Raw genomic sequence first — 8,105 nt, 5'->3', positions numbered from 1 at the left:
GCTGCCGCAGCCGTTGTTGCTGCCTTCTCCGCAGCCTTGGCCTGAGCGTGGCCCCCACGGGCCTGGATCCAGGCTCCGGCGAAAGCGAGCACGATGGGAAAGAGCCAGACTATGAGCGCCTGGTGCTCCTCAAGGAAGTCAGTCACGCACAGATCTTCCCCTGCAGAAGAGCACCGCCTGCTCCCTCTGCCGGAACTGCTGTTCCTCAGCGTCGCCGAACACCGAGCCTCCCACCCCACCGCCCTCGCCCGTTCACGGCTCTCGTCGTCCTTGACCACGTTGTCCACGGCGTCGAATGGTTCGCCGACGACGCCGTCCTCCTCAACCGGACCGGCGACTCTCTCGGGGGCGACGCGTGACCGCCACGGCGATCGCGCCGCCGCAGCCCGCTACACCACCCGCCGCCTCAAGACAAAGAGCAGGCAATCGGCTCCTGCATCTGACGTCCTAGGGAATCCGCGTGCGGTCGGCGGGCAGCGGCCATTCGAGGTGACCTTCCTCCGCCGATCAGCTGGATCTCCTCGGCGCCGAGTGCGACGGCCTGGTCGATGGTGCGGAACCAGTCGCCATCGTTCATGCTGCCGTGGCCCCGCGTCGGCCCCGAGCCGGCGTAGCACAGCGACGGGCAGGAGAGCTGGCACCGGCCGGCGATCTCCCAATCGGTGACGCTGTGTTGAAAGACGCCTACCGAGTGCTGATCGCGCGGCATACTGCGGAGGTGACCGTGACACCAGCCCGCCTGGACCTGCCTGCCTGCCGACGCCGCCACGCGCGGCTGATCGCAGCCCTGACCACGCTGATCGGCGCCTGCGCCGACGCGGCGAACGCGGTGTACCAGCCGATCGCCGACGCCCCGTCCGAGCAGGAGGCCGTGGGCGTATCCCTCTTGCCGTGCATCCAGGTCAGCCTCGCTTCCGCCATGCTGCTGGACCAGGCCCGCGCCGAGGACGATGCCCGGTGGCCAACCGCCGTGGCACGGGAGCAGGAGGAAGCCCGGCGGACCTACGCCGCGCGGTGCGCTGTGGCGGAGGCCCAGGAAATCGCAGCCCCGGCCGACCCGCCTGGCGAGCGTGGCGTACCGCTGCCGACGGTGCACCAGTCCGCCGCGATGGACCTGGCGAGCGCCGGCGCCGAGTTCGTCGCACAGTGGCGGCACGATCCGGAAGCAGCGGTCGTCCTGCTGCATGAGCTGACGGCCACCGGAGAACTTGCCGTGGACGAGGTCCTCGACGAGGCGGTCGACTCCGCAGTGCTGACCGGATTGCTGGTGCTGCAGCAGGCGCGCGCCAAGTCCGATCCGAGCATGGCGACGGAGTTCTGCCTGAGCGCCATCCCTCACATCACGCTCGCGGTCACCCTGGCCAGCGCCGATTTGGATTGATTGAGATCAGTTGGTCCCGACCCTGGCCAACGCCGCCTCCGTTCGCTCCTCGTGGACGGCGGCGGCGGACGCGATCCGCCTTGAGCCCGGCGCCGACGTCACCGCCAGCCAGTGGCGGCCGGGTGATCCGGAGGTCCTGGTCGTGCTGGACGCTCGAAGGCACTCTCTTGTCCGCGCCCCGCGGCGGGGTTCCGCGGCGAGAGCAGCCTGCGCCGGGGCACTCCGCACGTTGCTGCTGGGCCTCTTCGAACGCCCGGAGCGCAAGGCGCGCGGGTTCCAGGAATCCTGGGCGCCAGGGGACGGGAACCCGTACGCGAGTCCCCGAATCATAGGGCCATGCGTACCGGTTAACGGACAGGCGGGGACGGGCCCGGTCCTGCGGACGCAGCGGCCGCACTCGTCCACGTGCGTCCTGCCGCCGCTGAGCTGCCCGCGCTTCGCGTCGCCCAGGGGTGCGGGCTTGTGGTGCGGCAACGCCGCCGGCAGAAGAGCACCTCGGCCAAGGGGCACCTGCCGGATACCCCGTCCCGGCAAAGGCGATGCTCCCTACAGTGCTCCCATGGCCTATGACGAAGAGACCGGGACCATCCGAGACGTGTTCGTGGTGGAACGCCCGGCTGGGACGCGGAACCAAGAGGCTCACAACGACCGCGACTGGAAGGCCTGTCCGACTACGCTGTCCCCATGTCCTTCATACCGGCCCGCTTCCGCGAAGCCGAGACCGACCACCCGGCCATCGCACAATGGTGCTCCACCATCCTGTCCGGAGACACCGCCCGCCTCCTGCTCCTGGGCCCGCACTGGTCCGGCAAAACACACACCGCCTACGCCGCGCTGCGCCGCCTGACGGCCGCCGGATACCGCGAAACGGACATCACCGTCCATCAAGCCCACGACCTCAAAAGCACCTACCAGCCCGGCATGATCGAGAACACCAACGCGGTCACAGTCATCGACGACCTGACGCTCTCCGTCGACCTCGTACGTGAGGCGACGCTGCCGCTGGAAACGGACTCTGCAGATGTCCAGGCGACGATGGCGTTGGAGGCCGGGGCCCTGGCGGACGCCGTCGCTCGCCTGAGCGTGCTGCCACGGCGCTCCTGGCTCTTGATCGCCTCAAGCACCGAACGGCTCGTCGAAGCAGTCGGCCAGGAGACCACCGACCGCCTTCTCGCTGTAGCCGAGCTGGCCGAACTGCAGCAACGACCCCGGCCCGCCCGGCGCTGGTAGCAGTCGGGCGGAGACAGGAAGCACGGCCCCGACCATGGCATCGTGCGGGGCATCGCTGCCGTCCCTGCCCTCGATCGCCCACGCGGCTGGGTACCGATGCTGAACGGCCGGGCTCCGGCCGCTCGGCGTCATGCCGTGCGGGGCCGTATTCAGGGCCGTGCGGCGGTGAACCGCGAGACCCTCCCCGCCTTAGAGCTGGTGACGCACACAGATGAGGCTGCGCAGACCGCTGAGGCGCGGCCGTGCCAGCACGGTGGCCAGCCGGCCTGTCCCGGTCAGGACCATCGGAATACGAGCCCCGCCCGCGGCCTTCCAGATCCCGCCGACAGTTTCCAGGGCCTCGGTGCGCCACTGGTGGGCGTCGTGGAGGACGAGTACGGGCCGGGTACGGCGGGTGAGTACGCGGTCGACGTGGCGGAGAGCCTCTTCGGTATGCCGGGGCCGGGCGCCTGGTCTTCACATCAACCCCCGGTCTCAGCCGGCTAATACCGCTCTTCCCCGGGCCGCATGAGCCAGCTGATGGCACCGAGAACGAGGCACGATTCCTGGACCGCTGGCGGACACAGTCGTGGACGGTCGAAGTACGCGTCAGCTGACCCGAAGACCGACCGCCAGCGTCAGTTCAAGGACCCGGTGTGGCGATGCGAGATCCGGAAACAGCTCCCGCAGCTGCGACATCCGGTACCGGACCGTCTGGGGATGGACGAACAACGCCGCCGCCACCTCGTCCCGCCTGCCCTGGTGGAGCAGCCACGCCCGCAACGTCTCCTCCAGCCGCCGTGCGGTCGCGACAGGCAAGGTCCGCAACGGTGCGAGAGCTCGGGCACGCAGGTCTGCGAACGCGTCCACGTCGGCGCTCAGGACCAGCTCGGGCAGGTGGTCCTCGGTGTCGCGAATATCAGAGGAGAGGGAGCGCGCGCGTACGGCTCGTGCGTACGAGGCGGACGCACGAGTCCATGGCCGGGCCGGGCCGACCACGGAGGTGCGGTCGGTTAGCTGCCGCAAGAGATGTGATCGGTCGGCATCGGGGACGAACAGCACACCGGTGGCGTCCGGCAGATCGTCGAGGACGAGGGTGCTCGGGTCGAGCGCGCGGTAGGCAGGTCGGGCCTGGGCGGCGGGCAGCAGAACCGCGGTCAGCGAAACCGGAGGCTGCCACCCGGCCCGTTGAACAGAGGCCAGCAGCACGTCCGGGCTCGCGCCGGCGAGGAGGTCGCGGGCCAGGTGTTCCAGGTGGCGCTCGTGGGCCCTGCCCCGGGCGGCCAGTTCGTCGGCGTGGCCCGCGGCGCTCGCGGCGGAGAGCTCGTCGATGTAGGCGAAGGTCAGCTCGGCGAACTTGGCGACCTCGGCGGCGGGCAGACCTGCGGGTACGGCACCCGCTGCTAGGCATCGCCAGGCCACGCGGGCGCCGACGCGGTAGGCGCTGAGCAGGGCGTCCATCGAACGGCCGTCGCGCACCTCACCGCGGCCCAGCTCGTAGGCTGCGTCACCGGCGTCGCCGCCTGTGGCGTTCCCGCTCGCGAGGTCCAGGTAGTGCCCCAGGGCGGTGCGGACGGCTCGGCGGATGGTGCCGCCCATGCGGCCCGAAAGGGCGTTGGCGTAGGGAGGGACCTCGTCGATGATCGCCTGGACGACCTCGTCGGCGGTGGTCTTCAGCGCGGCCCGAAGTGCGGTGACCGTCGTCTCATCCAGGGCCAGTTCGCTGGCCCTCCGGATTGCATGGCTCACGTTTTTGTTCCCTGCGAACAATTCAGCCGACCAGATTTACGTCCTGCGGTCAGGACTTTACGCCTTGAGGCGCAGCAAGCTGGAGTCATGACGAGTGCAGCCCTCCGCAGCAGGGCGTGGAAACTGCTGGAGATGGTCACGACGCCGCTGCTGCCGTCGGACTACCTCGACCTGGTCAGCCCGCTGCGTGCGGGCGCTGACCTGCGTGGGCGCATCGAGGCCGTGCACCCCGAGACGGGTGACGCCGCGACCATCGTGATCAGGCCGGGACGGGGCTGGCGCGGCCACACAGCCGGTCAGTACGTGCGGATCGGGGTCGATGTCGACGGGGTGCGCCTGTGGCGTGCCTACTCCATCACCTCGCCGACAAACCGCCAGGACGGCCGCGTCACGATCACCGTGAAGGCGATCCCGGACGGCAAGGTCAGCAACCACCTGGTCCGCAGGGCGAAACCGGGCACGCTGATCCAGCTCGACCAGCCGACCGGTGACTTCGTGCTGCCGCAGGCCAACCCCGCCAAGGTGCTCTACCTGACGGCCGGCAGCGGCATCACGCCCGTGATGGGCATGCTGCGCGACATCGAGTTCGACGACGTCGTCATGGTCCACTGCGCGCCACAGCCGCAAGACGTGATCTTCCGCAACGAACTGCACGACCTGGTCGCGGACAAGAAGCTGCGGCTCACCGAGGTGCACACCGACACAGACGGCATGCTCGACATCGCCCGTCTCGACGAACTCGTGCCCGACTGGGCCGAGCGCGAGACCTGGGCTTGCGGGCCCGCGGGCCTGCTCGACGCCGCCGAAGAGCACTGGACCGAGCACGGCGTACAAGAGCGCCTGCACACCGAACGCTTCCGCCCCAGCATCGTCGTCGCCGGCGACGGCGGCGAGGTCACGTTCAGCGCCACCGGCAAGACCGTCGACGCGGACGGCGCCACGCCGTTGCTGGACATCGGCGAGGAGGCCGGCGTGCTCATGCCCTCCGGGTGCCGCATGGGCATCTGCTTCGGCTGCATCACGCCGCTCAAGGCGGGCGCCGTCCGCGACCTGCGCACCGGCGAGATCACCGAGGCCGAGCCGGGCGTCCTCATCCAGACCTGCGTGTCCGCCGCGGCGGGCCCCTGCGACATCGAACGGTAGGAGCACCTTGACCGCCATCGACCCCACCGCCCACCTGACCGCGGAGCAGATCGAGGAGCTTGGCCGCGAGCTGGACGCGATCCGCGACGAGGTGATCGCCAGCCGCGGCGAGAAAGACGCCGCCTACATCCGCAAGGTCATCTCGGCGCAGCGTAAGATCGAGCTGGTCAGCAGGGGCGTGCTGCTGTTCTCGATCTTCCCGCCCGCGTGGCTGCTCGGCACCGCCGGTCTGTCCGTGGCGAAGATCATGGACAACATGGAGATCGGCCACAACGTCCTGCACGGCCAGTGGGACTGGATGCGAGACCCGAAGATTCACTCCACCACCTGGGAGTGGGATCACGTCTCGCCGTCCGAGCAGTGGAAGCACTCGCACAACGAGCTGCACCACACGTACACCAACATGATCGGCAAGGACAACGACCTCGGCTACGGCATCATGCGCGTCGACGAGGACCAGAAGTGGCACCCGTTCCACCTCGGCCAGCCGCTGTGGAACTTCATCAACGCCTGCTTCTTCGAGTACGGCATCGCAGCGTACGACCTGGAGCTCGGCAAGAACCTGCACAAGCGCCGCCGCAAGAACCCGGAGTTCCGCGCGCGGGCCAAGGCCGTGGGCCGCAAGATCCGCAAGCAGGTGCTCAAGGACTACGTGATCCACCCGCTGCTGTCGGGCCCGTCATTCCTCACCACGCTCGCCGCCACGTTCACCGCGAACCTGGTCCGCAACATCTGGTCCCACTCGGTGATCATGTGCGGGCACTTCCCCGAGGGCGTGCAGGTCTTCGAGCGCCGGTCGATCAATGGCGAGACGCGCGGCCAGTGGTACCTGCGCCAGATGATGGGCTCGGCGAACATCAGCGGCAGCAGGGCCATGCACTTCATGACCGGCAACCTGTCGCACCAGATCGAGCACCACCTGTTCCCGGACCTGCCGAGCAACCGGTACGCCGAGGTCGCGGTGAAGGTGCGCGCACTGTTCGAAAAGTACGAGTTGGAGTACGTCACCGGGCCGCTGCCCAAGCAGGTGTTCTCCGCGTGGCGCAAGGTCTTCCGGCTCTCGCTGCCGAACAAGAAGCCCAAGGTCAAGACGCCGGACCGCGAGCAGGAGCTCATCGCGGCCTGATTCCCGGTATTGGTTCAGATCTTTCGGCCGTACCGGCGGCACCGCTGGGTTCGGTGAGATCCGTTGCGGACGGTGGGCGGCCGCGACATCAGACCGTACGACACGGGATCCGGGCAGTCCGGTGTCCGGCTGCGCTGCCTGGACGTGCGCCAGGAGCTCAGCACACTGCCCCCGGCGAGGTGTTGTAGTGCGCTGACCTGCCGTGGTCGGGCCGGTAGTCGGGTGCGTACGCGCACTCGGTTGCCGACGGGCGGGCTGGGTGGAAGGCATGGGCTGTGACGTCGTGGACACTGCCGGAACCGATGCTCGCCGCCCCTGTGTCCGACCCTGCGCTGCTGCCGGGGTGGGCGGGTGAGCCGAAGTAAGACAGGTGGCAGGCCCTGGTTGCGGCAGTCCTTCCGGCAACATTCAACGCGTCACAGGGAGGGAGGCCACGGTGCCGCCCTGGCCTAGAGCTTCGCGCAGGGTGGCGTTCTCCGCTTCGAGTTCGGCGTTCCGCAGGCTCAGCGTCTGGATGTGGTTGGCGTAGGCGGCGATGGTGGCGCGTGCCTCCCGCTGCTCGGCCGCGTGTTGGGAGCGCAGCGTGCGGTCCGCCTTCTTGAGGCGGGCGATGTCCGCCGTCAGGGTGCCGGTCTGCGGTCGGGGCGCGTCCGGTGTCCGGAGCAGTCCGGTGATGATCTTCGCCAGGGGTGAACGGTAGTAGGTGGCGCGCGAGATAGCCGCTTCCGTGCACAGCGTGGAGACGGACAGGGCGCCGCTGGTGTGTTCGGGGTTGCCGGTCACGATCCGCTCGAAGGCGTGCACGACAGCCTGGTCGGTGCCCGGCCGTACGGGAATGCCGGCGTGTTCGAGGGCGTGCCGCAGCCGCAGTGCGGCGGGGTCATTCATGCGTCGGGGCTTTCGGTGGAGGTGAGTTCTGCGATGGCGTGGTCGAGTTCGGCGATGTGGGTGGTCAGCGCGGCGGTTTGGAGGCGGGACAGTTCCGCCGGGGCGTCGAGCGGGCGCTGGGCCTGGGCACGGGCGGTGGTCAAGCGGGGCAGGTGGACGCTGGAGCGGCGGGCATTGGGACAGGTCAGGCACATGGTCAGCAGTGGCAGGGGCCGACCCGTGTGCTGGGCCCGCTTCGCGCAGCTCCTGGAACTCAGCACCACCGTGTCCACCCACCCCTTCTGGGACTCCGTCGAAGCCGACGACCGCGTCGCGGCCCGCATGGTGCTCAAGCACGCCCACGAGCCGGCCGAGGACGAGGCGTAGCCATGCCCAGCGGCGGCATATCCGACCTGGACAAGAACCGGGTACTGGAGCAGTGGCTGGAGTGGCAGCTGCGGCAGGTGCGGGGCCGGATCCGGGAACTGGAGATCAAGGAGCAGCAGGAGCGGCGGCGTCGGGAGCAGGCGCACGCCGCGCTGCGGTGGAAGATCCAGCCACAGCGGTCATCGTCGGCAGCTCTGGTGCACCGCGGGGACTGTGCCCTGTGCCCTGTATCCGGTCGAGGGC

At 69.2% G+C, this 8,105-nt stretch carries 9 protein-coding genes and 1 pseudogene; 6 read left to right on the top strand and 4 right to left on the bottom strand.

Translation table 11 applies throughout. From position 1 onward, the window contains the following. Positions 1-406: 406 nt before the first annotated feature. Positions 407-709, bottom strand: coding sequence for a hypothetical protein (locus tag ACWCQ6_RS34640; RefSeq protein WP_451096112.1), 303 nt, complete (start codon positions 707-709; stop codon positions 407-409). Here ACWCQ6_RS34640 and ACWCQ6_RS34635 point away from each other — a divergent pair. Together ACWCQ6_RS34635 and ACWCQ6_RS34630 are read left to right on the top strand one after the other, a co-directional pair. Then, positions 692-1,381 carry a hypothetical protein gene (locus ACWCQ6_RS34635; protein ID WP_451096110.1) on the top strand — a complete coding sequence of 230 codons (690 nt, stop codon included), beginning with the start codon at positions 692-694 and terminating at the stop codon, positions 1,379-1,381. The two genes, ACWCQ6_RS34640 and ACWCQ6_RS34635, sit on opposite strands and share 18 nt — an antisense overlap. Before the next feature lie 684 nt (positions 1,382-2,065). Next, complete coding sequence (locus ACWCQ6_RS34630; RefSeq protein ID WP_451096108.1) at positions 2,066-2,611, top strand: hypothetical protein; 546 nt, start codon at positions 2,066-2,068, stop codon at positions 2,609-2,611. Positions 2,612-3,199: 588 nt separating this feature from the next. On the opposite strand, the gene ACWCQ6_RS34625 is transcribed toward ACWCQ6_RS34630, so the two are convergent. Then, positions 3,200-4,339: a PucR family transcriptional regulator gene (locus ACWCQ6_RS34625; protein WP_451096106.1), complete on the bottom strand. Its 1,140-nt coding sequence runs from the start codon at positions 4,337-4,339 to the stop codon at positions 3,200-3,202. A gap of 87 nt (positions 4,340-4,426) precedes the next feature. Between ACWCQ6_RS34625 and ACWCQ6_RS34620 the strand changes: the two genes are divergently transcribed. Continuing rightward, entirely contained in the window at positions 4,427-5,482 is a 1,056-nt protein-coding gene (locus ACWCQ6_RS34620; RefSeq protein WP_351266321.1) for a ferredoxin reductase, read from the top strand. Between the two features lie 7 nt (positions 5,483-5,489). Continuing rightward, complete coding sequence (locus ACWCQ6_RS34615) at positions 5,490-6,608, top strand: fatty acid desaturase family protein (protein WP_451096104.1); 1,119 nt, start codon at positions 5,490-5,492, stop codon at positions 6,606-6,608. A gap of 408 nt (positions 6,609-7,016) precedes the next feature. Here ACWCQ6_RS34615 and ACWCQ6_RS34610 read toward each other — a convergent pair whose 3' ends face one another. Then, on the bottom strand, positions 7,017-7,496 hold the full coding sequence (locus ACWCQ6_RS34610; protein WP_451096102.1) for a hypothetical protein: 480 nt from the start codon (positions 7,494-7,496) through the stop codon (positions 7,017-7,019). Then, complete coding sequence (locus tag ACWCQ6_RS34605) at positions 7,493-7,639, bottom strand: hypothetical protein (RefSeq protein ID WP_451096100.1); 147 nt, start codon at positions 7,637-7,639, stop codon at positions 7,493-7,495. Before ACWCQ6_RS34605 ends, ACWCQ6_RS34610 begins: the two co-directional genes overlap by 4 nt. A gap of 49 nt (positions 7,640-7,688) precedes the next feature. On the opposite strand from ACWCQ6_RS34605, the gene ACWCQ6_RS34600 reads away from it, so the two are divergent. Continuing rightward, positions 7,689-7,862 carry a hypothetical protein gene (locus ACWCQ6_RS34600; protein ID WP_451096098.1) on the top strand — a complete coding sequence of 58 codons (174 nt, stop codon included), beginning with the start codon at positions 7,689-7,691 and terminating at the stop codon, positions 7,860-7,862. A gap of 2 nt (positions 7,863-7,864) precedes the next feature. Continuing rightward, positions 7,865-8,105: pseudogene (locus tag ACWCQ6_RS34595) on the top strand (DUF6233 domain-containing protein); the annotation flags it as partial.

It is taken from the genome of Streptomyces sp. NPDC001880, from assembly GCF_053594575.1.
This window is presented reverse-complemented; position numbering and strand designations above follow the sequence as displayed.

What these genes read in the sequence shown, in the direction of transcription:
- ACWCQ6_RS34640 (WP_451096112.1), bottom strand. Translation starts at nt 709, where the DNA reads ATGCCGCGCGATCAGCACTCGGTAGGCGTCTTTCAACACAGCGTCACC.
- ACWCQ6_RS34630 (WP_451096108.1), top strand. Translation starts at nt 2,066, where the DNA reads ATGTCCTTCATACCGGCCCGCTTCCGCGAAGCCGAGACCGACCACCCG.
- ACWCQ6_RS34620 (WP_351266321.1), top strand. Translation starts at nt 4,427, where the DNA reads ATGACGAGTGCAGCCCTCCGCAGCAGGGCGTGGAAACTGCTGGAGATG.
- ACWCQ6_RS34610 (WP_451096102.1), bottom strand. Translation starts at nt 7,496, where the DNA reads ATGAATGACCCCGCCGCACTGCGGCTGCGGCACGCCCTCGAACACGCC.
- ACWCQ6_RS34600 (WP_451096098.1), top strand. Translation starts at nt 7,689, where the DNA reads ATGGTCAGCAGTGGCAGGGGCCGACCCGTGTGCTGGGCCCGCTTCGCG.